Source organism: Ruegeria sp. BHSA118 (assembly GCF_059613405.1).
Window position 1 is genome coordinate 1 of sequence record NZ_JBXWSM010000040.1, and the last position, 24,725, is coordinate 24,725.

At 58.5% G+C, this 24,725-nt stretch carries 27 protein-coding genes; 18 read left to right on the forward strand and 9 right to left on the reverse strand.

Annotated features, from left to right (window positions below; genetic code table 11):
- The 3 genes from AC2FNN_RS13125 to AC2FNN_RS13135 all read right to left on the reverse strand — a co-directional run.
- A partial coding sequence (locus tag AC2FNN_RS13125; RefSeq protein ID WP_496759009.1) for a L,D-transpeptidase occupies positions 1-308 on the reverse strand: 308 nt, incomplete at its 3' end.
- 164 nt (positions 309-472) lie between these two features.
- Positions 473-679 (reverse strand): cold-shock protein, encoded by a 207-nt coding sequence (locus AC2FNN_RS13130; RefSeq protein WP_152456904.1) that lies wholly within the window; start codon positions 677-679, stop codon positions 473-475.
- A gap of 614 nt (positions 680-1,293) precedes the next feature.
- Positions 1,294-2,328, reverse strand: coding sequence for a fatty acid desaturase (locus AC2FNN_RS13135; RefSeq protein ID WP_496759036.1), 1,035 nt, complete (start codon positions 2,326-2,328; stop codon positions 1,294-1,296).
- 310 nt (positions 2,329-2,638) lie between these two features.
- Here AC2FNN_RS13135 and rplO point away from each other — a divergent pair, with 310 nt between their 5' ends.
- From rplO to AC2FNN_RS13225, 18 genes are all read left to right on the forward strand, one after another.
- Positions 2,639-3,112 carry a 50S ribosomal protein L15 gene (rplO, locus tag AC2FNN_RS13140; RefSeq protein WP_496759010.1) on the forward strand — a complete coding sequence of 158 codons (474 nt, stop codon included), beginning with the start codon at positions 2,639-2,641 and terminating at the stop codon, positions 3,110-3,112.
- Between the two features lie 109 nt (positions 3,113-3,221).
- Entirely contained in the window at positions 3,222-4,586 is a 1,365-nt protein-coding gene (secY, locus tag AC2FNN_RS13145; protein ID WP_171634788.1) for a preprotein translocase subunit SecY, read from the forward strand.
- Positions 4,583-5,227, forward strand: a complete 645-nt coding sequence (locus AC2FNN_RS13150; RefSeq protein ID WP_209505861.1) for an adenylate kinase — start codon at positions 4,583-4,585, stop codon at positions 5,225-5,227. Before secY ends, AC2FNN_RS13150 begins: the two co-directional genes overlap by 4 nt.
- A gap of 16 nt (positions 5,228-5,243) precedes the next feature.
- Complete coding sequence (locus AC2FNN_RS13155; RefSeq protein ID WP_480508515.1) at positions 5,244-5,603, forward strand: hypothetical protein; 360 nt, start codon at positions 5,244-5,246, stop codon at positions 5,601-5,603.
- A gap of 264 nt (positions 5,604-5,867) precedes the next feature.
- Positions 5,868-6,236 (forward strand): 30S ribosomal protein S13, encoded by a 369-nt coding sequence (gene rpsM / locus AC2FNN_RS13160; protein ID WP_170576075.1) that lies wholly within the window; start codon positions 5,868-5,870, stop codon positions 6,234-6,236.
- 15 nt (positions 6,237-6,251) lie between these two features.
- Positions 6,252-6,641 carry a 30S ribosomal protein S11 gene (rpsK, locus tag AC2FNN_RS13165; RefSeq protein ID WP_008757289.1) on the forward strand — a complete coding sequence of 130 codons (390 nt, stop codon included), beginning with the start codon at positions 6,252-6,254 and terminating at the stop codon, positions 6,639-6,641.
- Between the two features lie 114 nt (positions 6,642-6,755).
- The gene (locus AC2FNN_RS13170) at positions 6,756-7,772 is read left to right on the forward strand and encodes a DNA-directed RNA polymerase subunit alpha (protein ID WP_117870179.1); all 1,017 of its coding nucleotides are present in this window, start codon (positions 6,756-6,758) and stop codon (positions 7,770-7,772) included.
- A 130-nt stretch (positions 7,773-7,902) separates the two neighbouring features.
- The gene (gene rplQ / locus AC2FNN_RS13175; RefSeq protein ID WP_039538314.1) at positions 7,903-8,325 is read left to right on the forward strand and encodes a 50S ribosomal protein L17; all 423 of its coding nucleotides are present in this window, start codon (positions 7,903-7,905) and stop codon (positions 8,323-8,325) included.
- Positions 8,326-8,484: 159 nt separating this feature from the next.
- Positions 8,485-9,870: a trypsin-like peptidase domain-containing protein gene (locus tag AC2FNN_RS13180; protein ID WP_496759011.1), complete on the forward strand. Its 1,386-nt coding sequence runs from the start codon at positions 8,485-8,487 to the stop codon at positions 9,868-9,870.
- A 3-nt stretch (positions 9,871-9,873) separates the two neighbouring features.
- Positions 9,874-11,184: a replication-associated recombination protein A gene (locus AC2FNN_RS13185; RefSeq protein ID WP_496759012.1), complete on the forward strand. Its 1,311-nt coding sequence runs from the start codon at positions 9,874-9,876 to the stop codon at positions 11,182-11,184.
- 98 nt (positions 11,185-11,282) lie between these two features.
- Positions 11,283-12,089 carry a crotonase/enoyl-CoA hydratase family protein gene (locus tag AC2FNN_RS13190; RefSeq protein WP_496759013.1) on the forward strand — a complete coding sequence of 269 codons (807 nt, stop codon included), beginning with the start codon at positions 11,283-11,285 and terminating at the stop codon, positions 12,087-12,089.
- 120 nt (positions 12,090-12,209) lie between these two features.
- Positions 12,210-13,253 (forward strand): RluA family pseudouridine synthase, encoded by a 1,044-nt coding sequence (locus AC2FNN_RS13195; RefSeq protein ID WP_496759014.1) that lies wholly within the window; start codon positions 12,210-12,212, stop codon positions 13,251-13,253.
- Positions 13,250-13,921 carry an HAD-IA family hydrolase gene (locus tag AC2FNN_RS13200; RefSeq protein WP_496759015.1) on the forward strand — a complete coding sequence of 224 codons (672 nt, stop codon included), beginning with the start codon at positions 13,250-13,252 and terminating at the stop codon, positions 13,919-13,921. The genes AC2FNN_RS13195 and AC2FNN_RS13200 overlap by 4 nt, the downstream gene beginning before the upstream one ends.
- Before the next feature lie 3 nt (positions 13,922-13,924).
- Complete coding sequence (locus tag AC2FNN_RS13205; protein WP_496759016.1) at positions 13,925-14,632, forward strand: ATP12 family chaperone protein; 708 nt, start codon at positions 13,925-13,927, stop codon at positions 14,630-14,632.
- Between the two features lie 205 nt (positions 14,633-14,837).
- Positions 14,838-15,854, forward strand: coding sequence for an amino acid ABC transporter substrate-binding protein (locus tag AC2FNN_RS13210; RefSeq protein WP_496759017.1), 1,017 nt, complete (start codon positions 14,838-14,840; stop codon positions 15,852-15,854).
- A gap of 126 nt (positions 15,855-15,980) precedes the next feature.
- Complete coding sequence (locus tag AC2FNN_RS13215; RefSeq protein WP_496759018.1) at positions 15,981-17,213, forward strand: amino acid ABC transporter permease; 1,233 nt, start codon at positions 15,981-15,983, stop codon at positions 17,211-17,213.
- 3 nt (positions 17,214-17,216) lie between these two features.
- A complete protein-coding gene (locus tag AC2FNN_RS13220) occupies positions 17,217-18,515 on the forward strand; it encodes an amino acid ABC transporter permease (protein WP_496759019.1) in 1,299 nt (432 codons plus the stop codon).
- Positions 18,516-18,527: 12 nt separating this feature from the next.
- Entirely contained in the window at positions 18,528-19,319 is a 792-nt protein-coding gene (locus AC2FNN_RS13225; protein WP_171091963.1) for an amino acid ABC transporter ATP-binding protein, read from the forward strand.
- 49 nt (positions 19,320-19,368) lie between these two features.
- Here the strand turns inward: AC2FNN_RS13225 and AC2FNN_RS13230 are convergent, their stop codons facing one another.
- Genes AC2FNN_RS13230 through yidC form a run of 6 tightly spaced genes read right to left on the reverse strand, consistent with a single transcriptional unit; the run spans position 19,369 to position 24,711 of the window.
- Positions 19,369-19,866 carry a SixA phosphatase family protein gene (locus AC2FNN_RS13230; protein ID WP_496759020.1) on the reverse strand — a complete coding sequence of 166 codons (498 nt, stop codon included), beginning with the start codon at positions 19,864-19,866 and terminating at the stop codon, positions 19,369-19,371.
- Positions 19,863-20,549 (reverse strand): ferredoxin, encoded by a 687-nt coding sequence (locus tag AC2FNN_RS13235; protein ID WP_496759021.1) that lies wholly within the window; start codon positions 20,547-20,549, stop codon positions 19,863-19,865. Before AC2FNN_RS13235 ends, AC2FNN_RS13230 begins: the two co-directional genes overlap by 4 nt.
- 24 nt (positions 20,550-20,573) lie before the next feature.
- Complete coding sequence (argB, locus tag AC2FNN_RS13240) at positions 20,574-21,437, reverse strand: acetylglutamate kinase (RefSeq protein WP_496759022.1); 864 nt, start codon at positions 21,435-21,437, stop codon at positions 20,574-20,576.
- 60 nt (positions 21,438-21,497) lie between these two features.
- On the reverse strand, positions 21,498-22,151 hold the full coding sequence (yihA, locus tag AC2FNN_RS13245) for a ribosome biogenesis GTP-binding protein YihA/YsxC (RefSeq protein ID WP_496759023.1): 654 nt from the start codon (positions 22,149-22,151) through the stop codon (positions 21,498-21,500).
- On the reverse strand, positions 22,148-22,885 hold the full coding sequence (locus AC2FNN_RS13250) for an MOSC domain-containing protein (RefSeq protein WP_496759024.1): 738 nt from the start codon (positions 22,883-22,885) through the stop codon (positions 22,148-22,150). Before AC2FNN_RS13250 ends, yihA begins: the two co-directional genes overlap by 4 nt.
- The gene (yidC, locus tag AC2FNN_RS13255) at positions 22,882-24,711 is read right to left on the reverse strand and encodes a membrane protein insertase YidC (protein WP_496759025.1); all 1,830 of its coding nucleotides are present in this window, start codon (positions 24,709-24,711) and stop codon (positions 22,882-22,884) included. The genes AC2FNN_RS13250 and yidC overlap by 4 nt, the downstream gene beginning before the upstream one ends.
- Between the last annotated feature and the right edge of the window lie 14 nt (positions 24,712-24,725).

The window sequence follows — 24,725 nt, forward strand, 5'->3', positions numbered from 1 at the left end:
TCACGTTCGATCATCTCATCGGTCGGGCGCCAGGTCGGCCATTCCTTTTTCACATCGATGGTGGCCGTGCCGGTAAACTCCAGCCCTGCCTTGCCGACGCCGCATCCATAGCGGATCGCCTTGCGAGATTCAGTGACCAAGTAAAGATAGAACGACCGGGGCGCGACCAGCAGCTGACCGGGTACAAACTGTTTCTTGATGCGCACGAATTGCGGTGTCGGATCATACTCGACCGCCTTTTTGGCGCTGGCGATGCCCGGCAACATGCTGGCTGCTGTTCCGGCCAGAAAAATACGGCGTGTAAACATCGAAACCCTCGTCGAATGACCAATGAAACTGAAACCAATTTCATCATGATATGATATTTGGTCAATTCTAGGGCAGATATCACGTGGACGTGATGTGTCCTGCCTGCCACCCGAGGTTGTGGCGGGAAAGGGGCGAGGGGGGATCCCCTCACCCGATATCAAGCTCAGGCCAGCTGGATGCTGTCAGCGCTTTCGCGGCCGTCACGGCCGGCGCGCAGCTCGTACGTGACTTTCTGGTTGTCGGCCAGACCGGTCAGGCCCGAACGTTCGACAGCCGAGATGTGTACGAATACATCTTTGCCGCCCTCTTCCGGTGCGATGAAGCCGAAGCCTTTGGTGGTGTTGAACCATTTTACGGTGCCTGCTGGCATATCCGTGTCTCCTGTTTGAGTGCTGCCCACGGAGTTGCGGCAGCCTGGCGTCGTCGGTCTGTATCGATAGACTGACTGCCGATGAAGGAGACAGTAGGTCGAATAGAAAAACGTAAGCTCTTTGCATATGGCATCGGGGCGGGGGTGTGACAAGGTATTTCGTTCGATTTGTGCAAGGGCATGACCGATTTCCGCCGTACCCACATTCCCGGGGTGGCGAATATTCTTTTTCGGTGCCGCAGCCTGGCCCAGCGTCGACGAACGGGGTGAACGGCTGCACTTGGTCATCACAAATGCCGTGCAGAGTGGTGTTCATGTCACCAGATGGTCACGCGCCCTTTTCGCAGCAATGTTGGCGCGATGCGGTTTGCGTCAATCGCGATCGCTGTCCCGTCCAGGCGTCGGCGACCAAACCAGCCGCAATCCGGATGAAGGCACTGTTGCTGCGCCTGCCTTTGCGCCGGCTGAATACCGGTTTGTGACGCGCGCATTCTCTGTCAAAATAACGCCCAAGAAAGTCGTCGCGATGGATCAAGACTATCCCGCGCCAAACACCTGCTGTTGACGCAAGGGACGCGCTGAGATTTCAGAAACCAAACTGCCGGACATGCCCGTTACTCGTAAAGTGCGCGGGCCTCGGCAAAGGACAACAGACGACGGTTCTTCTCGTCCCACAGGTGAAGCCGCGCATTGGCGAGGCTTTCCCGGATGGTCATCCGGTTGCTGTTTGCCAGTTCTTCATGATCGCGCAGCACTTCGGTCAGGCGGTAGAACGGAATGCGGCTGTAAAGGTGGTGTACATGGTGGATGCCGATATTGGCACTGAACCACTGCAACACCGAGGGCAGGATATAGTGCGAACTTCCGTGCAGCGCCGCTTCATGCAGTTGCCAGTCTGCATCCGCGTCCCAATGCGTATTCTCGAACTGGTGTTGTACATAAAACAGCCAAACTCCGGCCGTTGCGGCAATCAGTGTCGACGGCAGAAAGATCAGCAGCATCGGCATCAGCCCGCCAAAATAGTAGATGGCCACGAGGGCAACCAGAATGGCAAGATTGGTCGCCATCGCGCTGACCCAGAACCTGACGCTGTCTGTCAGACCCAGCGGAAGGCGGTTTTGAAACAAGAACAGATAGCCAGGGCCAAGCACGAACAGAGTGATCGGGTTCCGGTACACGCGATACCAGAACTGGCTCAACGGTGTTTTGGCGCGATATTCGGCCACGGTCAGGGTGTGGATATCGCCCATCCCGCGCTTGTCCAGGTTGCCTGAACTGTTGTGATGTGCGGAGTGCGTGCGGCGCCAGACATCATATGGTGTTAGTGTCAGAACCCCAAGACCCCGCCCAACCCAGTCGCTGACGGCCCGGTTTTTAAAGAATGCGCCGTGCCCGCAATCATGCTGGATGGCAAACAAGCGCAGTAGAAAGGCCGCATTGAGGACCGAAAGCGCAAAGGCCAGCCAATAGCTGACTGAAAGTGACATCCAGGACAAAGCCCACAGCCCGAAAAAGGGAATGATGCTCACGCCCAGCTCAAAAGAGCTGCGCATCTGGTCCGGTTCGCGATATTTGGCAAGCGTTGTTACCCAGTTACGTGCGGCGGTGGTCTCCGGCTTGTCGCGGAGCGGAAGAAAGGGTTCAGTCATACGCCTGCCAGTCAAGTGTTTGCTGGCCACCGGATAGACGACCACCCCGACATAGCAAGCGGTTTTTTGAAAAAGGCGCTGCATTTCACGGTCACTTTTCGGTCAAAGGTCGGCAGAGGTGCCCTTTGTGTAACACTTGGCTCGGGACCCTATGCCAGCACCCCGCGGCGCAGGGCGATCTACAGGCTTGTCAAGTGCGGTTATCGGGCCTATACGCCTGCGGTGGCTTTCCGCCACGAGAATCAAAACCAAGAAATGCCGTGTTTGGCCCATCACGCTTCGGGGTCATATCCGGCTTAGGAGAAGCGACATGAAACTGAACGAACTGCGCGACAATCCAGGCGCAAGCCCGAAACGCACCCGCGTTGGCCGTGGTCCGGGTTCCGGCAAGGGTAAAATGGGTGGCCGTGGTATCAAAGGCCAGAAATCCCGTTCGGGCGTGGCCATCAACGGCTACGAAGGCGGTCAGATGCCATTGTACCAGCGTTTGCCCAAGCGCGGCTTCAACAAGCCGAACCGCAAGGAATTCGCCGTTATCAACCTGGGTCTGATCCAGAAATTCGTCGAAGCCGGCAAGCTGGACGCTTCGGCTGAGATCACCGAAGACGCTCTGGTTGCGTCCGGTCTGGTGCGCCGCAAGCTGGACGGTATCCGCGTTCTGGCCAAAGGCGAAATCAGCGCCAAGGTGAACCTTGAAGTGACCGGTGCTTCGAAATCTGCCGTCGAGGCAGTTGAAAAAGCGGGCGGTTCACTGAAGGTCACAAAAGCCGCTGCGGCAGAGTAATCGCTTGTGAGCGGGCAAAGACCCGCTTACATAGACCTCAGAGTTTTCCAAGACGCCGTCCGAGCCGGAAAACGGTTCCGGGCGGCGTTTGCATAAGAGAGACCGATTTATGGTATCAGCAGCAGAACAAATGGCAGCCAATACAAGCTGGGCTGCTTTGGGCAAGGCCACCGATCTGCGCAACCGCATCCTGTTCACGCTGGGTTTGCTGATCGTCTATCGTCTGGGCACCTTCATTCCGGTGCCAGGGATTGACGGAGCAGCTTTGCGCGAATTCATGGAACAGGCGGGGCAGGGCATCGGCGGCATGATTTCGATGTTCACCGGCGGGGCGCTGGGGCGGATGGGCATCTTTGCCCTCGGCATCATGCCCTACATCTCGGCCTCTATCATCGTTCAGTTGCTGACATCCATGGTTCCCGCGCTCGAACAGCTCAAGAAAGAGGGCGAGCAGGGACGCAAGAAGATCAACCAGTACACCCGTTTCGGCACCGTGGCGCTGGCCACCGTGCAGGCCTATGGTCTTGCCGTTTCGCTGGAATCGGGCGATCTGGCGACTGATCCGGGGCTCTATTTCCGCATGTCGACCATGATAACGCTGGTTGGCGGCACCATGTTCCTGATGTGGCTGGGTGAGCAGATCACCGCACGCGGTATCGGCAACGGCATCTCTCTGATCATCTTCGTCGGCATCATTGCCGAGGTTCCGGCCGCGCTGGCACAGTTTTTTGCAAGTGGCCGCAGCGGCGCAATCAGCCCCGCCGTAATTGTTGGCGTGATCGTCATGGTGATCGCGGTGATCACCTTCGTGGTGTTCATGGAGCGTGCATTGCGCAAGATCCACATTCAGTATCCGCGCCGTCAGGCCGGGATGAAAATCTACGAAGGCGGCTCCAGCCACCTGCCGGTCAAGGTCAACCCCGCGGGCGTGATCCCGGCGATCTTTGCCAGCTCGCTGCTGCTGCTGCCGGTGACGATCTCGACCTTCTCGTCCGGCGCTGCAAACGGGCCGGTCATGTCGTGGCTGCTGGCCAATTTCGGCCCCGGACAGCCGCTGTATCTGCTGTTCTTTGCCTCGATGATCGTGTTCTTTGCGTATTTCTACACGTTCAACGTGTCGTTCAAACCGGATGATGTGGCGGACAACCTGAAAAAGCAGAACGGGTTCGTGCCCGGTATCCGGCCCGGCAAGAAAACCGCCGAGTATCTGGAATACGTGGTCAACCGCGTGCTGGTGCTGGGTTCGGCCTATCTGGCCGCCGTCTGTCTGCTGCCCGAAATTCTGCGGGGCCAATTTGCCATTCCGTTCTATTTCGGCGGCACCTCGGTTCTGATTATCGTCTCTGTGACCATGGACACGATCCAGCAGGTCCAGAGCCACCTGCTGGCGCATCAATACGAAGGGCTTATCGAAAAGTCTCAACTGCGCGGCAAAGGCAAGAAACGCGGCAGGAAGGGACCCTCTCGTCGATGAATATCATTCTGTTGGGCCCCCCGGGGGCCGGGAAAGGAACGCAGGCGCGTCATCTGGTTGAAACACGCGGCATGGTGCAGCTCAGCACGGGCGACATGCTGCGCGAAGCCAAGACCTCGGGCACCGAGATGGGCCGGAAGGTTGCGGCGATCATGGATGCGGGCAAGCTGGTCACCGATGAAATCGTGATTGGACTGATCGAAGAGAAGCTGACCACCGAAACAGGGGCCGGTTTCATCTTTGACGGCTTTCCCCGCACGCTGGCGCAGGCCGATGCTTTGGCCGCTCTGCTGACCAAGCTGGGCCAGTCGCTGCACACCGTGATCGAGATGCGCGTTGATGACGACGCGCTGGTGGGCCGGATCACCGCACGCTCAACCTGTGGCGGATGTGGCGAGGTCTATAACGACAACACCAAGCCGATCCCGGCAGATGGCAAATGCACCAATTGCGGCAAGGAAAATGATTTCCAGCGCCGCGCTGATGACAACGAAGACAGCCTGCGCACGCGCCTGATGGAATACTACAAGAAGACGTCTCCGCTGATTGGCTATTACTACGCCAAGGGCGATCTGCGCCCCGTGAACGGGCTGGCGGATATCAAGGAAGTGACGGCGTCGATCGAGGCGATACTGGGTTAGTCCGCCGGGACTTCGTATGATTTATCGAAACGCAGCTGTGCCTCCTGAATTGGAGCCAAAGATTGATCTTTATAGAGATCTTTTGGAAGAGGGGCGCAGCCTTTTCTTAAAGTCTACGAAGCGATGGTTTTTGCTTGGATTACCCATCGTTGCATTGTGGCTGTTCTTGGCAGAGTACATTTTGCAGTATATCAGCGTTTCTCTGTTCTACCTCTTCACTGTATTTGGTTTACCTGCTTTGATCACGTGGGATATCCGCCGTAAGCGGGATGCTTTGCAAAACCAGATTTTCGCTATTCAGTATGAGTTTCAACGAAAGGGATTGAGCATCGCTCACGATCCAGGGTCAAACATCAGCGTTGATAAGTGGTCTTAACTGCTCCAAAGTTCGCGATATCTAGGCTTTTGAGTTCTCTGTAATTACCTTCGAGATTGACGGTCCTCGTTTCGGACTTGACGCCAGCGCCAAAAGCCCATATCGACCCCCATCCCTAAAGGGAATCAAGACCGCATGCGGGATTCGTCCCAATTGCCCCGACCACCTCGAATAATACTGGACCCTCTGGCGTCACTGCCACGGTAAAGTGTTGTGAAAAAAGGTTCCGGAGTTACGGAACCGCAACAAAAAGGAAAGTGACACGTGGCACGTATTGCCGGCGTAAACATCCCGACTGCAAAGCGGGTTCCAATCGCCCTCACATATATCACCGGTATCGGCAACACCTCGGCCAAAGCGATCTGCGAAGCCGTGGGCATTGAAGCGCACCGCCGCGTCAATGAACTGTCGGATGCCGAAGTTCTGGCCATCCGCGAGCACATCGACGCCAACTACACCGTCGAAGGCGACCTGCGTCGCGAAGTTCAGATGAACGTCAAGCGTCTGATGGACCTGGGCTGCTATCGCGGTCTGCGTCACCGCCGCAACCTACCGGTTCGCGGTCAGCGTACCCACACCAACGCTCGTACCCGCAAAGGCCCCGCAAAGGCCATTGCCGGTAAGAAGAAATAAGGGAGGGTCTGACCGATGGCACGTGACAAGACTCGCGTTAAGCGCAAAGAGCGTAAGAACATCGCATCGGGCGTCGCCCATGTGAACTCGACCTTCAACAACACCAAGATCCTGATCTCGGACGTACAGGGCAACGCCATCTCGTGGTCGTCTGCCGGTACCATGGGCTTCAAGGGATCGCGGAAATCTACTCCGTATGCCGCGCAGATGGCTGCGGAAGACGCAGGCAAGAAGGCGCAGGAACATGGCGTCAAGACGCTGGAAGTCGAAGTTCAGGGCCCCGGTTCGGGCCGTGAATCGGCACTGCGCGCGCTGGCTGCCGTGGGCTTCAACATCACGTCGATCCGTGACGTGACACCGATTGCTCACAATGGCTGCCGCCCGCCGAAGCGTCGTCGCGTCTAAGCGATTTTGAATTGAGCTGGGGCTGTGTTTCTGCACGGCCCCAGCACGTCATTTTGAACCTCGGGCGTCTGCACCTTGTTGGTCATGGGGCGCGGACAGGAATGGAGGGATTACATGATCCACAAGAATTGGGCAGAATTGATCAAGCCGACCCAGCTGGAAGCCAAGCCGGGCAATGATCCTGCACGTCAGGCCACCCTGGTTGCCGAACCGCTGGAGCGTGGCTTTGGTCTGACCTTGGGCAACGCCCTGCGCCGCGTCCTGATGAGCTCGCTGCAAGGTGCGGCCATCACCAGCGTCCAGATCGACAACGTCCTGCACGAGTTTTCGAGCGTGGCAGGCGTTCGTGAAGACGTCACCGACATCATCCTGAACCTCAAGCAGGTTGCCCTGCGCATGGAAGTCGAAGGCCCCAAGCGCCTGTCGATCAATGCCAAAGGCCCCGCAGTCGTCACTGCTGGTGACATCAGCGAAAGCGCCGGTATCGAGGTTCTGAACCGCGATCACGTCATCTGCCACCTGGACGATGGCGCGGACCTGTTCATGGAACTGACCGTCAACACCGGCAAGGGTTACGTTTCGGCTGAAAAGAACAAGCCCGAAGACGCGCCTATCGGCCTGATCCCGATCGACGCGATCTATTCGCCGGTCAAAAAGGTTGCCTATGACGTTCAGCCGACCCGTGAAGGTCAGGTTCTGGACTATGACAAACTGACCCTGAAGATCGAAACCGATGGTTCGATCACGCCGGAAGACGCGCTGGCCTTTGCCGCTCGTATCCTTCAGGATCAGCTGTCGATCTTCGTCAACTTCGACGAGCCGGAATCGGCAAGCCGTCAGGACGAGGACGATGGTCTGGAGTTCAACCCGCTGCTGCTGAAGAAGGTGGACGAGCTGGAACTGTCGGTCCGTTCGGCAAACTGCCTGAAGAACGACAACATCGTCTATATCGGCGATCTGATCCAGAAGACCGAAGCCGAGATGCTGCGCACTCCGAACTTCGGCCGCAAGTCGCTGAACGAGATCAAGGAAGTGCTGTCCGGCATGGGCCTGCACCTGGGCATGGATGTCGAGGATTGGCCACCGGACAACATCGAAGATCTGGCGAAGAAATTCGAAGACGCGTTCTAAGCGCGTCTTCCTCAATGCCCGGCCTGAATTGGGAATATCCGGGGACCATATGGGCATTTCCGCCCCAAGGAGAGCCGGTGACACGCATCGCCGGCCAGACAAAGCAAAACGCGAAAGAAGGAACTAGAAAATGCGTCACGCACGTGGTTACCGCCGCCTGAACCGTACTCATGAGCACCGCAAGGCGCTGTTTGCGAACATGGCTGGCTCGCTCATCGAGCATGAGCAAATCAAAACAACTCTGCCCAAGGCAAAAGAACTGCGCCCGATCATCGAAAAGCTGGTCACTCTGGGCAAGCGCGGCGACCTGCACGCCCGCCGTCAGGCCGCAGCACAGCTGAAAGAAGACAAAGATGTCGCGAAGCTGTTCGAAGTTCTGGGCCCCCGCTATGCCGAGCGTCAGGGCGGTTATGTCCGCATCCTGAAAGCCGGCTTCCGCTATGGCGACATGGCCCCGATGGCGATCATCGAATTCGTTGATCGTGACGTCGATGCCAAGGGCGCAGCCGACAAAGCCCGCGTTGCCGCCGAAGAGGCAGCAGACGAAGAATAAGATCTGACCCAAGGTCACGGTCGAACCTCCGTTCGGGAAACCGGACGGAGGTTTTTTCGTTATGGCATGCCGGACATGTTGCGGGGCATACCTGACCGCCGACTTGCAATTCGGATTTTGTGTCAGCATATCTGGGCCAATCGCAAAAACGGAGCCACCATGATCCGCGTAATGCTGACCCTTGTTGCTTTGACCTGCGCGACGCAAGGAATGGCCGAAACGAAAGTTCCGCAGTCACAGGCCGAGATTTCGCTGGGATTTGCCCCGGTCGTGAAACAGGCATCACCGGCGGTTGTGAACATCTATGCCAAGATCGTCCGGCAGGGCCGGGCAAGCCCGTTTTTCTCGGACCCGTTCTTTCAGGATTTCTTTGGCCGGGGGTTTGGCGAACCACGTCAGCGGGTTCAAAACTCGTTGGGTTCCGGGGTTATCCTGTCGGGCGATGGGTATGTTGTTTCCAACTATCACGTGGTCGGCTCTGCGACCGAGATCCGGGTTGTCACGACGGATCGTCGCGAGTTTTCGGCCGAAGTTGTGCTGGGCCATGAGGAAAGCGATATCGCGATCCTGCGTCTGAAAGAGGCCAAAGACCTGCCCTACCTGACCCTTCGCGATTCCGATCAGGTCGAAGTCGGAGAGCTGGCCCTGGCCATCGGAAACCCGTTCGGCGTGGGGCAAACGGTTTCGTCCGGCATCATCTCGGGGCTGGCGCGCACGGGCACGGCAACCGGGAATGGCCGCGGGTATTTCATCCAGACGGATGCGGCAATCAACCCGGGCAACTCCGGTGGGGCGCTGATCGATGTAAATGGCCAGCTTATCGGGATCAATACCTCGATTCTGACCCGATCGGGTGGGTCAAACGGAATAGGCTTTGCCATTCCCGCCAATCTGGTGGCGCAATTCCTCAAGCAGGCGCAGCAGGGAAACGAAACCTTTGTCAGCCCGTGGGCGGGAATGTCGGGTCAACACATGAGCGCGGATATCGCGGAATCCCTTGGCCTGGCTATCCCGTTGGGCGTTGTGATCTCTGATCTGCATGAACACAGCCCTTTGCGCGACGCAGGGTTCAGAGTGGGAGACGTGGTAACCCATGTGGACGGGGATGAGGTAAACTCGCCCGCCGAGATGAAGTTTCGGATGTCGGTCGCCGGAGTGGGCGGAACCTCGGTTCTGACCCGTCTGCGCGGCGCGCAAAGTGAAGATGTTGAGGTGGCGTTTATCAAAGCCCCCGATGTTCCGGCCGCCGAAGAAATGACGTTGAACGACAGAACCGTTCTTCCGGGGTTGGTGGTGTCCCGGGTCAACCCCGCAGTGATCACCAGGATGGGATTGTTGCTGTCGCAGGCCGGTGTCGTCGTGGTGGATCCCGGCCCGTATGGCGGAAGGGCGGGTTTGCGAACTGGTGATATTCTTGAAAGCATCAATTCCGATGAGATCCAGCGCCCTCGGGACGTTGAGACCGCACTGACCGATCCGGGTCGCTACGTGCAGATCGGTCTGGTGCGCGGGGGGCGGTCCGTCTCTTTGCGGTTCCGGTTGTGACCTGTGAGTGATCTGTTCGATACCGGGGCGGCGGAACCCGTTGCTTCTCCTCACCGGCCTCTGGCTGACCGGTTGCGGCCTCGATCCCTGGCCGAGGTGATCGGGCAGGAGCAGGTGCTGGGCCCCGAGGCCCCTCTGGGTGTCATGCTGGCGGCAGGCAGTCTGTCCAGCCTGATCTTCTGGGGCCCACCCGGAGTTGGAAAGACCACGATTGCACGGCTGTTGGCACAGGAAACCGATCTGCATTTCGTTCAGATCAGTGCGATTTTTACCGGTGTGCCGGATCTGAAGAAAGTCTTCGAGGCCGCGAAAATACGCCGCCAGAACGGGCAGGGCACCTTGTTGTTCGTGGACGAGATTCACCGCTTCAACAAGGCTCAGCAAGATGGGTTTCTGCCCCATATGGAAGACGGGACAATCCTGTTGGTCGGCGCAACGACCGAGAACCCGTCATTCGAACTGAATGCCGCTGTGCTCAGCCGGTCGCAGGTGCTGGTGCTGGAACGGCTGAGCCTTGCCGATCTGGAGCGTCTGACCCAGCGGGCCGAGAAAGAGCTGGGCCATGCGTTACCATTGACGCCTGCCGCCCGCGATGCGTTGCAAGAGATGGCCGATGGCGACGGTCGGGCTTTGCTGAACCTGATCGAACAGGTTTCGGCGTGGAAGGTGGATGCGTCGCTGGGCCCCGATGCGCTGTCAACGCGTTTGATGCGGCGGGCTGCGAAATACGACAAATCCGGAGACGAACATTACAACCTGATCTCGGCCCTGCACAAATCGGTGCGCGGTTCTGACCCCGATGCGGCCTTGTATTGGTTTGCGCGCATGCTGACCGGGGGTGAAGACCCGCGGTACCTTGCGCGCAGGATCACACGCATGGCGGTCGAGGATATCGGCTTGGCCGATCCGCAGGCGCAGGCCATTTGTTTGCAATCGTGGGAAACCTACGAACGTCTGGGTTCACCCGAGGGCGAGTTGGCGCTTGCTCAGGCGTTGGTCTATCTTGCCCTGGCGCCAAAATCCAACGGCGCCTATGTCGGCTACAAGGCGGCAATGCGGCTGGCCAAGCAGTCCGGCAGCGAGCCACCGCCCAAGCATATCCTGAACGCGCCGACCTCTTTGATGAAAGATCAGGGTTACGGCGCGGGCTATGCCTATGACCACGATGCCGAGGACGGGTTTTCCGGTCAGAACTACTTCCCCGAGACGATGAAACGCCCGGTGTTGTATCAACCGGTCGAGCGCGGTTTCGAGCGTGAGCTAAAGAAACGCCTCGATTACTTTGCCAAGCTGCGGACGCAGCGGAACAGCTAGTTACGCAGGGTCAGTCTTGGACGTTCCGCGGCGTCACAGGCGACAGGATTGAAATTGGACGCTTCCCTTGGGTCAACGTTTGCAGGGGAGGACTTGATATGCCCGTTTCAATCGAAAAATCCGAAGATGTCTGGACCGTCATTCACGACAGGCCGGATACGCGGAACGCCGTTGATACGGAACATGCCGAGGCACTGGTTGAGGCATTTCTGAGTTTCGAGGCCAGTTCGGCCAAGGCTGCGGTATTCTGGGGCAAAGGTGGCAATTTCTGTGCAGGGTGGGATCTGAAACTTGCCGCATCGCTGGCCGATCCCGAACGGCGCGAGGCGTATTTCGAAAAACACAGCTTTCCCATCGGTTCGGCCCCTTCAACGCTGGGGCCCATGGGGCCGTCGCGGCTGGAGCTTTCGAAACCCGTCATCGGCGCGATTGAGGGCGCGGCAGTGGCCGGAGGAATGGAGCTTGCCTTGTGGTGCGATATCCGGGTCATGGCGGAAACGGCTTACTTGGGTGTGTTTTGCCGCCGCTGGGGGATTACCCTGATGGATGGTGGCTCGGTCAGGTTGCCGCGTCTGGTGGGGCAGGGCAAGGCATTGGAGATTGCCTTGACCGGGCGAAAGATCGAGGCTGAGGAGTGTTACAGGATTGGGCTGGCGGAAAAGGTCGTTCCGCATGGCACAGCACGAGATGCGGCTGAAGACATGGCACATGATATCGCCCGTTTCCCGCAAGAGGCCGTTCGGGCAGACCGCCGGTCGATCATTGAAACCCGTGGAATGCCGGTTCGTGACGCGCTCAAGGTTGAATGGGCCAACGGGTTGGAAGCCATTCGTCGCGAAGGAACCGCTGGTGCGGCCCGTTTTCGGGACGGGGCAGGGCGGCACGGCAACTTCTCGAACATCTGAGATCCAGAGCCAGATACCTTGACTCTTGCCGCGTTGCGCGCGACAGACGCCCATGATTTCTGGGACACGGATAAACACGCAATCCGGGCGGATCACCCGCGCGGAACAAGGGGTAATGGCATGAGTGGCGTGCAGATGATTACAGTCGCTGAAGGGGATGGGGACCAGCGCGTGGATCGTTGGCTGCGCCGCCTGTTTCCGCATGTCAGCCAAGGTCGTATTGAAAAGATGTGCCGCAAGGGAGAATTGCGTGTTGACGGAAGCCGCGCCAAGGCTTCGACCCGGTTGGAGGCAGGGCAGGTGGTTCGCGTGCCGCCTTTGCCGGATGCCGATCACAAACCGGCTGAGGTCAAGCGCCGTATCTCGGACGACGATGCCAGGATGATCCAATCCTGCGTGATCTACCGCGACGATCACGTTCTGGCGCTGAACAAGCCGCATGGCCTGCCGGTGCAGGGCGGCAGCGGGCAGACAAGGCATGTAGACAGCCTGTCCGAGGCGCTGCGGTTCGGCTATGACGAGAACCCTCGGCTGGTCCATCGATTGGACAAGGACACGTCAGGTGTTCTGCTGCTGGCCCGCACCCGCGAAGCCGCCAAGGGTCTGACGGCCGCTTTCCGTCACCGCGAAACGCGCAAGATCTACTGGGCGCTGGTGGCCGGTGTTCCGACGCCCTACCTTGGTGAGATCAAGACGGGTCTTGTCAAGGCGCCGGGTCATGGCAAGCACGGCGAAGGTGAAAAGATGATCCCCGTGCATATGAACGAAATTGACAGCACTCCGGGCGCGAGACGCGCGCACACGCATTACGCAACCCTTTATCGCGTTGCCGGCCGCGCCGCCTGGGTCGCGATGGAGCCGATCACCGGACGTACGCACCAGTTGCGGGCGCATATGGCCGCAATCGGACATCCGATTGTCGGCGACGGAAAATACGGCGGTTCGGGTCAGGAAAACCTTGGCGACGGATGGGGTGCGCAACTGGGTGGGATCATCAGCAAAAAGCTGCATTTGCACGCGCGGCGGCTGTCCTTCCTGCATCCGGTGACGCGGAAACCAGTGACCGTAACGGCGCCCTTGCCCGAGCATATGAAGCACAGCTGGGACACGTTCGGATGGAGCGAGGATCTGGCGGCGGACGACCCGTTTGAGGCGCTGCAATGAGCGCACCTTTGCGGCTGGTCCTGTTCGACGTCGACGGCACTCTGGTCGACAGTCAGGGCAGCATCGTTCATTCCATGACCGCCAGCTTTCAGGCCATTTCCGTGCCGGTTCCGACGCGAAAGGCGATCCTGTCCATTGTCGGGTTGTCGCTGCCGCATGCCATCGCCCGGTTGGTGCCGGAACAGCCTCTCTCGGTCCAGAACGATCTGGTCGAAGGGTATAAAGAGGCCTATCATTCCCATCGTCTAAAATTGGGGGCTGCCAGTTCTCCGTTGTACCCCGGTGCGCGCGAGACGATTGAAACATTGCACGCCGTGCCCGAAGTGCTTCTTGGCGTGGCAACCGGCAAGTCGCAACGCGGGTTGGACGCATTGATCGAAGCCCACGGGCTGGAGCCGTATTTCGTGACCCGGCAGGTCGCGGATCACCACCCTTCAAAGCCGCATCCGTCCATGGTGAAGACCGCATTGGCGGAAACCGGGGTCGAACCGGGCTGTGCAGTGATGATCGGCGACACGAGCTTTGACATGGATATGGCCGCAGCTGCCGGTGTTCGCGGCATCGGCGTCACCTGGGGCTATCATGACCAATCGGCTCTGACCGCAGCTTCTTGCATTATCGAAACCTTTGAACAGTTGCCCAATGCGCTGGCTGGGATGTGGGGTTGAAAGATGAGTGACTGGAAACCGAAACGCTTCTGGAAGGACAGCGCCGTTGTCGAGGTTGATGGCGGGTTCACCGTCGAACTGGATGGCCGCGGGGTCAAAACACCCGCCAAGGCAGACCTGATCCTGCCAACCCGCCCCATGGCCGAAGCGGTGGCAGGGGAATGGGACGCGCAGGAAAAAGAGGTTGATCCTGCAGTGATGCCGTTCACCCGTTCTGCAAATGCCGCGATTGACAAAGTCCGTATCCAGCACGAGGAAGTGGCCGACATGCTGGCCGATTATGGCGATTCTGATCTGTTGTGTTATCGCGCAACCCACCCGCAGCAGTTGCAGGATCGTCAGAGCGCCGAATGGGATCCCGCCCTGGATTGGGCCGAGACCGCGCTGTCCGCCCGTCTGGTTCCGGTTGCGGGCGTACTGCATCAACCGCAGCCGGAATCCGCCCTGGCGAGATTGCGTTCTCGGGTGCACGGGCTGGATGCGTTCCAACTGGCCGCTTTTCACGATCTTGTCAGCTTGTCGGGGTCATTGATTCTTGGCTTTGCGGCCGCCATGAATTGGCGCAAACCGGACGAGATATGGCGCATTTCAAGATTGGATGAAACCTGGCAGATCGAACAATGGGGCCATGACGAAGAAGCCCATCAGGTTGCCGAGGCCAAGAAAGCGGCCTTTATGCATGCCAAGAGCTTCTTTGACATATCGGTTTGATCCTAAATTCCGGTTTTTTGAGCAAATCTGTAAACAGCTTGGGGCCTGATCCATCGTTTTCGATGATCCGGCCCTTGACGTTTGTTTATGAATACGCCCAAACTCGGTGCCACTAAAGGGGAGACACCTTTGGGGTAACCTATCCGGCATCCACTTGCCGGGCAGAGCCGTCTCGGACGGGGCGGGAAATCAGGAAGAGGTAAAAATGAAAAAATCCGTAATCTTGGGCGCGGCAACGATTGCCGGTCTTGCTGCTGGCGCAGCCATGGCAGGGACCGTTGACGACGTTAAAGCACGCGGCAAGCTGAATTGTGGTGTGACCACCGGTCTGGTTGGTTTTGCTGCGCCCGACGCCAATGGCGAATGGCAGGGTTTTGACGTATCGCTGTGCCGCGCCGTTGCTGCTGCTGTTCTGGGCGACGCCAACGCCGTTGAATTCGTTCCGACCACCGGTAAGACACGCTTTACCGCTCTGGCCTCGGGCGAGATCGACATGCTGGCGCGTAACACCACCTGGACCTTCAGCCGCGACGTCGACCTGAAGTTCGAATTCACCGGCGTGAACTATTACGACGGTCAGGGCTTCATGGTTCCCAAGGCGCTGGGCGTCAGCTCGGCCAAGGAACTGGACGGCGCCCGTGTCTGCATCCAGACCGGTACCACCACCGAGCTGAACCTGGCCGATTTCTTCCGTGCCAACAACATCAGCTACGAACCGGTTCCGATCGAAACAAACGCCGAAGCGCAGCAGCAGTATCTGGCTGGTGCATGTGACGTTTACACCACCGACGCATCGGGCCTGGCCGCAACCCGCGCCACCTTCGAAGCGCCGGACGAGCACATCCTGCTGCCCGAAATCATCTCGAAAGAGCCGCTGGGTCCGCTGGTCCGTCATGGCGATCACGAGTGGGGCGATGTTGTCCGCTGGACCCTGAACGCACTGATTTCGGCTGAAGAGCTGGGCGTGACCTCGGCAAATATCGACGAACTGGCCGCTGGAACTGATAACCCGGAAATCAACCGCCTGCTGGGTACCGAAGGCACCCTGGGCGAGATGCTGGGTCTGGACGCTGACTGGGCAGCCAAGGCGATCAAAGCCGGCGGAAACTATGGCGAAGTGTTTGCCAAGAACATCGGTGAAGAAACACCGATCGGTCTGGCGCGCGGCCTGAACGCACAGTGGACCGAAGGCGGCCTGCTGTACTCGCCGCCGTTCCGTTAAGGCATCAATGGAAGAGGGCGCAAGGCAACCTGCGCCCTCTTCTACAATAAATTGCTGCGGGCAGATGCAGAGCGGGGAAAACCTCGCCGAAATGAAACAGCTCGCAAGCCACGGGGATCCCAAAATATGTCGACTATGACTGACCCACCGAAAGCTGATTTTCGGTTGTCTATGCTCATAAACGATACCCGCTATCGCTCTCTTACATTTCAGGTGATTGCGGCCATCGTCATTGCGTTTTCCATCTGGTATCTGGGCAACAACCTGATCCAGAACCTCAGGGCCGCAGGGCTCAATATTTCCTATGCTTTCCTCGGCGATTCCGCCGGGTACGACATCAACCAGCGTCTTGTTGAATATGACAGTCAGTCATCGCATGCACGCGCGGCACTTGTCGGTTTGCTGAACACACTGCTTGTGGCCTTTCTGGCCTGTATCACCGCAACGGTTTTCGGTGTGATCGCAGGTGTTCTGAGACTGTCGAACAACTGGCTCGTGTCGAAGCTGATGGCCGTGTATGTCGAGATCTTCCGGAACATCCCGGTTCTGATCTGGATCATCATCATCTTCACGATCATGACGGCCGTGCTGCCGGCGCCAAGCGCGTTCCGGGGGGAAAACCCAACGTCTTCGATGCTGTTTGGGTCCTTTGCCTTTACCAATCGGGGCATCTATTTTCCGCGTCCCGAATTCGCCAATGGCCTGTTTGCATCGACAGCCCTGAACTGGTTGCTGGTCATCGCCGTCCTGATCGGATCGTGGTTCGTCAGTGGCGAAGTTGAAAAACGCGCAACCAAGAAGCAGGAAGAAACCGGCGAGCGCCCCGCGACATTGTTGCCGAAACTGGCAATCTGGCTGGTGCCTTTTGTGCTGTTGATGGTCATCATGGGCCTGACTTGGGATGTCCCCGAACTGAAGCGTTTTAACTTCAGCGGTGGAATGAATGCCGGCGGCCCCCTGATTGCGCTGTGGTTTGCCCTGTCGATCTATACCGGAGCCTTTATCGCGGAAAACGTGCGTGCGGGTATTCAGGCGATCAGCAAAGGTCAGACCGAGGCTGCCGCCGCGCTGGGCCTGCGTCAGGGACGGATCATGAAACTGGTCATCCTGCCCCAGGCATTGCGGGTCATCATCCCGCCGCTGATCTCGCAGTATCTGAATATCACCAAGAACTCGTCTCTTGCGATTGCCGTTGGCTATGCGGATATCACCGCAACACTGGGTGGTATTACCCTGAACCAGACCGGCCGTGCGATCGAATGCGTTCTTCTGCTGATGTTGTTCTACCTCACGGCCTCGCTGCTGATTTCGACGGGGATGAACATCTACAACGCTTCCGTCAAGCTGAAGGAGCGCTGAGCCATGAGTGATCAAGCAACAAACCCGATCGCCTTCGTGGCCGAAGGCACCATCCCGCCCTCACCGCCGCCGGCGAATGAGACCGGCGTCGTCAAATGGCTGCGCGAGAATCTGTTTTCCGGGGTCGTCAATTCGATCCTGACAGTTCTGTCGATGATCCTGATCTACATTCTTCTCAAGAATACCTTGCCATGGATTCTGAACGGGGTGTGGAATGCCAACTCGTTGGCGGAATGCCGCGAGATTCTGGGGGACAAGACCGGAGCCTGTTTCGCGGTTCTGACGGAACGCTGGCCGCAGCTGATCTATGGGTTCAAATACCCCGTCGATGCCTATTGGCGGCCGAACCTGGCCTTTGTGCTGATGCTGGTGGCGATTGCGCCGGTGCTGTTCTTTGACCTGCCCCGCAAGATGCTGTTGTTCACGGCGGTTTACCCCTTCCTGGCTTTCTGGCTGATCTGGGGTGGCACGATCCTCGTGCCTCTGGTTGCACTGGTTGGCTGCATAGCCGCCGGTGGTGTCTTCCAGAAGCTGGGCAACAACAACTTTGCCGCCGGATTCCTGGGGGCAATTGTGACCGCGCTGGTCATCTGGAACGTCGGAGGGGCCCTGATCCCGGAAGGTGCATCTGAAAACGCGTGGCTGACGGCCGTTCCCAGCCGTGATCTGGGTGGTTTCATGCTGAACATGATGTTGGGCGTGACCTGTGTGTCGCTGTCGGTGCCACTCGGGATCGCGCTGGCCTTGGGGCGACAGTCGAACATGCCGCTGATCAAGTGGGTCTGCGTCATCTTCATCGAATTCATCCGCGGCGTGCCTCTGATCACGCTGCTGTTCGTGGCTTCGGTGATGCTGGCCTATTTCTTCCCGCCTGACAGCACGGTCGACCTGTTCCTGCGCGTGGTGATCATGATCACCATGTTCTCATCCGCCTATATCGCCGAGGTGATCCGCGGCGGTCTGGCAGCGCTTCCGCGCGGGCAGTATGAGGCCGCAGACAGTCTTGGGTTGGATTACCCGCAGGCGATGCGGCTTATCATCCTGCCGCAGGCGCTGAAGATCTCGATCCCCGGGATCGTGAACGTGGCCGTGGGCCTGTTCAAGGATACGACACTGGTTTCGGTCATTTCGATGTTCGACCTGGTGGGCATGATCCGGGGACCCATCCTGGCGTCGACCGAATGGAACGGCGTCTACTGGGAGCTTCTGGGCTTTGCCGCGCTTCTGTTCTTCGTCGTCTGCTACGGCATCTCTCAATATTCTCAGTGGCTCGAGCGTCGCCTTGCCACAGATCATCGTTAAGGAGTTCAACACATGTCTGAACTTGCAATCGACCGCGAAATCGACCGCTCCAAGATGCAGGTGAGCGACGAGGTCGCCATCGAAATCAATGGAATGAACAAGTGGTACGGGTCCTTCCACGTGCTGCGCGACATCAATCTGACCGTCAATCAGGGCGAACGGATCGTGATCGCGGGCCCGTCGGGTTCGGGCAAGTCCACCCTGATCCGCTGCCTGAACGCGCTGGAAGAACACCAGCAGGGCAAGATCGTGGTGGACGGGATCGAGCTGTCGAATGACCTGAAGAACATCGACAAGATCCGGTCCGAGGTCGGAATGGTGTTCCAGCACTTCAACCTGTTCCCGCACCTGACCATTCTGGAAAACTGTACGCTGGCCCCGATCTGGGTGCGCAAGACGCCCAAGAAAGAGGCCGAAGAGCGGGCGATGCATTTCCTGGAAAAGGTGAAGATCCCGGATCAGGCGCTGAAGTACCCCGGCCAGCTTTCGGGCGGTCAGCAGCAGCGTGTGGCGATTGCCCGCTCGCTCTGCATGATGCCACGGATCATGTTGTTCGATGAACCGACATCGGCATTGGACCCCGAGATGATCAAAGAGGTGCTCGACACCATGATCGAACTGGCCGAGGAAGGCATGACCATGCTGTGCGTGACGCACGAGATGGGCTTTGCCCGTCAGGTCGCCAACCGCGTGATCTTCATGGATGCCGGTCAGATCGTGGAACAGAACGAACCCGAAGAGTTCTTCAACAACCCGCAAAGCGAGCGGACCAAACTGTTCCTGAGCCAGATTCTGGGTCACTGACCCGCACAAGGGTTGAAAGAATGAAGGCGGGGTATTGCCCCGCCTTTTTCTAATCGATCAGCTCACGCGGGATGGTGAACCCCAGCACCGTCCCGGTTTGCCATCGGACCTCGGCCCAGCTGTTTATGTCGAATGACATGACGGTTGTTGCACAGGTTGGATAATCGAAAAAGCGTGTATGATTTGGCGGATGCCGCACCAGACGGTTGGCAAAATCGGCGATCCCGGGATTGTGGCCCAGCATCAATACAGCCGGTTCCGTAGCACCTGAAAGTTCTCGCAGCATGACCTTTGAATCAGCGTGGTAGAGCGCGCTGTGAAAGCTGACTTTATCGGCCTGCAAACCCATGCGGTCCCATGTCTCGCGGGTGCGGGTTGATGTAGAGCTTAGGACTTCATCCGGCAACCAGCCGTGGTGACGCAACCAAGCAGCGATGGCCGGGGCTGACTTTCGTCCACGCTTGTTCAGAGGGCGTTCATGATCGTCAAGACCCGGGCTATCCCAGCTGGATTTCGCATGACGTGTCAGGATCAGAATTCGGGTCATGACGGGTGAAAGGCTTTCATGTGATGCGCCGATTGTTCCGGGTCGCGTCCTGCGCCTGTGCTCAGGGGGCAGGCAAGGCGGGCCAGACACCCGCCCGCCATACAGGTCTGACCTTCAGCGGTGCCTAGATGGTCGTGGCATGCAGCGACGTCATAGAAGTCCTGCGCGTTCAGCGCACTGACCGGACAGGTCGTCGTGCAAGGCGCGGCGCAGCCTTCGCAAGGCGACACGCCGGAAGGGGTTGGGATGGCGAACTCTTCGGCAAAATGCAGCGCGCCCCGATAGGAAATCATCATGCCAACGGTATCATGTACCAGTGCCCCGACCGGGCTGCTGAACGTCCGCCCTGATTTGAGCGCCCAATCAATGAATGGTGCGTACGGGGGGCCGCCGAATGGGAAATACGCCCGTGCGCTGAGCCTTTCGGCCATCTGACCGACGACCCTTTTCGACCATCGGTCAACGGGGTCGGCCTGGTACCATTCCGGTGAGGCTTTCAGTACGGGCCAGAAATCCGGCCCGGCCCCCAACAGGATCAGCGTGCCTGTGTCTAGGTCTTTGGCTGCAACGTGGCGAGGATGCAGCGCGCCCATGACCAACAAACCAGCATCACGGGCGGCGTTTTCAGCCTGTTCATAAGGCGTCGCGTCAGGATCAGAGGAAGGCTGTGCAAGATGTGTCATGTCTCCTCCTCCTCTCTTGCGGGGTCAGTCCGGGCGTATCAGCGACCCGGCCCCATGTTCGGTGAACAGCTCCAGCAGCACGGCATTGGGTGCGCGCCCATCAAGTATGACGACGGCCCGCACACCGCTGTGCAGTGCGTCCAGCGCGGTTTCTGTCTTGGGTATCATACCGCCTGCAATGGTGCCTTCGCGGGTCATTTCCCTGATCTGACCGGCCTTGAGTTCGGTCACGACATCGCCCGCCGCGTTCTTGACACCGGAAACATCCGTCAGCAGCAACAGACGGTCTGCCTTGAGTGCAGAAGCGATTGCCCCGGCTGCCGTGTCACCATTGACGTTGAATGTTTCACCGTCGCGGCCTGCACCAAGCGGGGCAATGACCGGGATTACGTCATGTGAAAACAGATCATGCAGAATCTTCGGATTCATCTCGGCAGGGGTGCCGACAAAGCCCAGAGACGCATCCGTCTGCTCACAGACCATCAGGCCTGCGTCCTTGCCAGACAGGCCTACGGCTGATCCGCCCTGATCATTGATCGCCTGTACGATGCGTTTGTTCACGAGACCGGACAGAACCATTTCGACCACTTCCACCGTGGCCTTGTCGGTCACTCGCTTGCCGTTCACGAATTCGGATTGAATGTCCAACTTGCCCAGCATTGCATTGATCATCGGACCACCGCCGTGGACGACCACCGGGTTCACACCCACCTGGCGCATCAGAACCACGTCTCGGGCGAAGCTTTCCATCGCCTCGTCGCTGCCCATGGCGTGCCCGCCAAGTTTGATGACGACGATGGCTCCATCATAGCGCTGCAGATAGGGCAGGGCGCTGTTGAGTGTGGCTGCGGTTGCGATCCAGTCCCGGTTCATATCTCGTGTCTTCATAGCTAAAGTCCTTCTGGAAAACCGTGTTAGGACCTTTGCCCCACGCTGCCAAGGGCGAAGCTATTCCAGATGCGCAATGATGGACCGCAGGGTCGCGATGCCGTCACCCTTTTCGGATGAGGTAAGCACGATTTCCGGAAAAGCCGCGGGATGTTTGGACAACGCGGCCCGGGTTTGTTCCAGCACCTTTTCACGATCCTTGGCTTTGACCTTGTCTGCCTTGGTCAGAACGCATTGAAATGTCACGGCGCTGGTGTCCAGCAACTTCATGATTTCGTCATCGACCGCTTTTACCCCGTGGCGCGAGTCGATCAGGACAAAGGCTCGGCGCAGTGTCTGGCGCCCGCTGAGATACTGTTTCAGCAGTTTCTGCCACTTCTCGACCACTTTCACCGGGGCGTTTGCATAGCCATAACCCGGCAGGTCCACGAGATAGAGTTCGGGGCCTTGGGTGAAAAAGTTGATCTCTTGCGTGCGGCCGGGTGTGTTGGATGCGCGGGCCAGACCCTTCGTGCCGGTCAAGGCATTGATCAGGCTGGACTTGCCCACGTTCGAACGCCCCGCAAAACAGACTTCCAACCGGTCAGGGGCGGGCAGGCCGTTCATGGCGACAACGCCTTTGACGAACTCGGACGGGCCTGCAAACAGCTTGCGGCCTCGTTCCATGGCGAATTCATCCGGGTCTTCGGCCAGGGGGAAAGGAAGCGTGGTCATAGCACCTGCACCTCATCGTTGACGCGGATTTCGCCGCCCTGAACGACCTCGGCGTAAACACCGAAATCCTGATGGTCCCAGCTGTTCAGGGCGCGCAGGGTGTCTGCGTCCCTCTCACCGGTTTCGGGATTGGCGGTGGTGGCCATACAACGCGTGATCCGTTCGCGTACGCGAAGCACGGCCTCGCCTATGCGCACGTCCCGGCCCAGCCAGTCAAACTCATCCCACAACGGCAGACCTTCGAACCAGATATTGCCGCGCCACCGAACAATGGACAGTGTCTGGCCCAGCTTCTGTTCGACTGCGCGATGCGATGCCATGTTGCACAGGCTGATCGATGGAAAGTCACTGTCTGTCATACCGCGCCCCGGAACCCGAACGATCCGGGCTGATGCAGCCCGGTCCGCCGGCATAAGCGGCTTTACCCAGTCCAGAAAAGCCTCTTGTTCGGTGTCCGGCGCAAAACCGAGATCCGGTCGCTGCGGGTGGCGCAATGTAACCCGTTCGCCCTGCAATTCGGCCGAAATGGCCATCAATTGAGGCGCTTTTGAACCGCGGCTGAAATTGAAACAGGGTGCCCATTCCGAACCATCGGTTTTGGCGGCCTCATGAGCGACCGCCCAAACGCGATCCCCGGGCATGGTCTGCCCGGGGATGACTGTGACTTGGCTCAGGGCTTCTCGCCCATGGCTTTTGATCGGGTGGCGCCAAAGGCTTGAGACCGTTCCGCTCATTTGTTGTCCGTTTTTGGCGTCCGCTTGAAACCGGACTTTATGTTTCCGAATACATCCGGCGTGTAGCCTTGGGTGCGCATGATCAGATATTGCTGTGTGAACGTGATCGTGTTGTTCGCGATCCAGTACACGACCAGGCCACTGGCAAAACCACCCAGCATGAACATGAAGACCCAAGGCATCCAGGCAAAGATCATGGCCTGCGTCGGATCGGTTGGCGCCGGGTTCAGTTTCTGCTGCAACCACATCGAAATACCCAGCAGCAGCGGCAGAATACCGATGAAGATCAGCGCCATCAGGCTGTCAGGTTGCGGCCCGGCCCATGGCAGCCAGCCAAAGAAGTTGAAGATCGAGGTTGGATCCGGCGCGCTCAGGTCCCGGAACGGGCCGAACCATGGGGCCTGACGCAGTTCGATGGTAACGAAAATCACCTTGTACAGCGAGAAGAAGATCGGGATCTGCAACAGAATTGGCAAGCATCCTGCGGCAGGGTTCACCTTTTCCTTTTTGTACAGTTCCATCATGCCCTGCTGCATTTTCTGGCGATCGTCGCCTGCGGCTTCTTTCAGGGCTTCCATTTGCGGCTGCAATTCCTTCATCTTCGCCATCGAGACGTAGGATTTGAAGGCCAGCGGGAACAGGATGGCCTTGATGATCAGCGTCAGGCCGATGATTGACCAGCCCATGTTCCCAATCAGGGCATTGATGTTGTGCAGCAGCCAGAAGATCGGCTTGGTCAGGAAGTAGAACCAACCCCAGTCGATGCTGTCGATGAACTTTTGAACACCTTCTGCCTGGTATTCCCGGATGGTTTCCCATTCCTTGGCACCGGCGAACAGTCTGGTCGTGACCTCTTCCGTCGTGCCGGGCGCGACTGTCAGTGTCGGCAGAACCGTTTCCGTCTGGTAGATCTTGCGACGTGAATCGTATTTGGCAGCGGCCTTGAACGCTGCGCCCTCGGCCGGGATCAGGGTGGTCATCCAGTAGTGATCCGTGAACCCGATCCAGCCGCCTTCTTTGACCTGATAGACCTCGGCCTGTGCGCGTTCATTGGGGTCGATATCGAAATCGCGCACATCGCCATAGTCGATCTCATCCAGAACGCCGTCAGCCATGACCATGACGCCTTCGTGAAGAATGAAGAAGTTCTTCAGGCCCGGCAGGTCACCGTCTTCGCCCATGCCGTGGCGTGCCAGAATGCCGTAGGGGGCCATGCCGACCTCGGCGTCCGTGGTGTTCTCGACCGACTGGGTGACCGAGAACATATAGTCTTCATCCACGGCAATGGTGCGGCGGAAGGTGAGGCCGTTTCCATTGTCCCAGGCCAGTGTGATCGGAGTATCAACACCCAGAGTTTCGCCCTGCTCAAGCGTCCAAAGAGTGTTCGGGCCGGGAACGTCCGTGACCGACAGGCCCGCGCCGGGGGCCCAGCCATATAGGGCATAATAGGCAGAGTCACTTCCAACCGGAGACAGAAGTTCGACGATCGGAGAATCCTCGGCCAGTGAAACCTTGTAATCCTTCAGCGACAGCTCATCAATTCGGCCGCCGGCAAGCGACAGGCTGCCCGTCAGGCGGGGCGTGTCGATGCTGACGCGGGGCGCCTCGGTTTCGGCTTCGGTTTCAGTGGCGGTTGCAGTTGCTTCGCCCACCGTACCGGTATCAGCGGCGCTGGGCGTCTGAACCTCATTCCCTTCGATGCTGGCGATTTCAGCCTGTTCCGTGGTTGGTGTCTGTTCCGGTGGAGGGAACAGCACGAACCAGACCAGGATCACGAGAAAGCTGAGCGCGGTTGCGAGGATGAGATTCTTGTTCTGATCGTCCATCTGGGACAGCCACC